Below are 541 nucleotides of genomic sequence, written 5' to 3' on the forward strand. Positions count from 1 at the left end.
CGTCCAGCAGATCAGCCGGCTGCTGCAGTTCTTCTATGCGGGCAGTGAGTTCAACCGGGTCGACTGCGTGGTCTTGGCAGGCGGTTGCGCGGCGCTGGCCGGGCTGCCGGAGATGGTCGAGGAACAGCTGGGCGTGACCACCGTGGTGGCCAACCCGCTGTCGCAGATGACCCTCGGTCCCAAGGTGCAGGCGCAGGCGCTGCAGCTCGACGCCCCGGCGCTGATGATCGCCACCGGCCTGGCCCTGAGGAGCTTCGACTGATGGCCAGAATCAACCTATTGCCCTGGCGCGCCGAGCGCCGCAAGCAGCGCGAGCGCGAGTTCTTCGGCATGCTCGGTTTCGCTGCCGTGGCCGGCGTGTTGCTGTCGCTGCTGATCTGGTTCTACTTCGACCGTCAGGTCAGCGGCCAGGAGGAGCGCAACAAGTTCCTCACCGCCGAGATCGAGAAGGTCAAGGCGCAGAACCGCGAGATCGAGGAGCTGGACAAGAAGAAGGAGCGCCTGCTCGCACGCAAGCGCGTGATCGAGGAGCTGCAGGCCA

At 66.0% G+C, this 541-nt stretch carries 2 protein-coding genes; both read left to right on the forward strand.

The genetic code is table 11. The annotated features are described in order from the left end of the window. Positions 1–262 (forward strand): pilus assembly protein PilM (pilM, locus tag CWM66_RS28130; protein WP_158262971.1); only part of this gene is annotated, 262 nt, incomplete at its 5' end. Further along, a partial coding sequence (locus tag CWM66_RS28135; protein ID WP_369878951.1) for a PilN domain-containing protein occupies positions 262–541 on the forward strand: 280 nt, incomplete at its 3' end. The genes pilM and CWM66_RS28135, both read left to right, overlap by 1 nt.

Source organism: Kosakonia sp. H7A, assembly GCF_003028445.1.
Classification (GTDB): Bacteria; Pseudomonadota; Gammaproteobacteria; order Enterobacterales; family Enterobacteriaceae; genus Kosakonia; species Kosakonia radicincitans.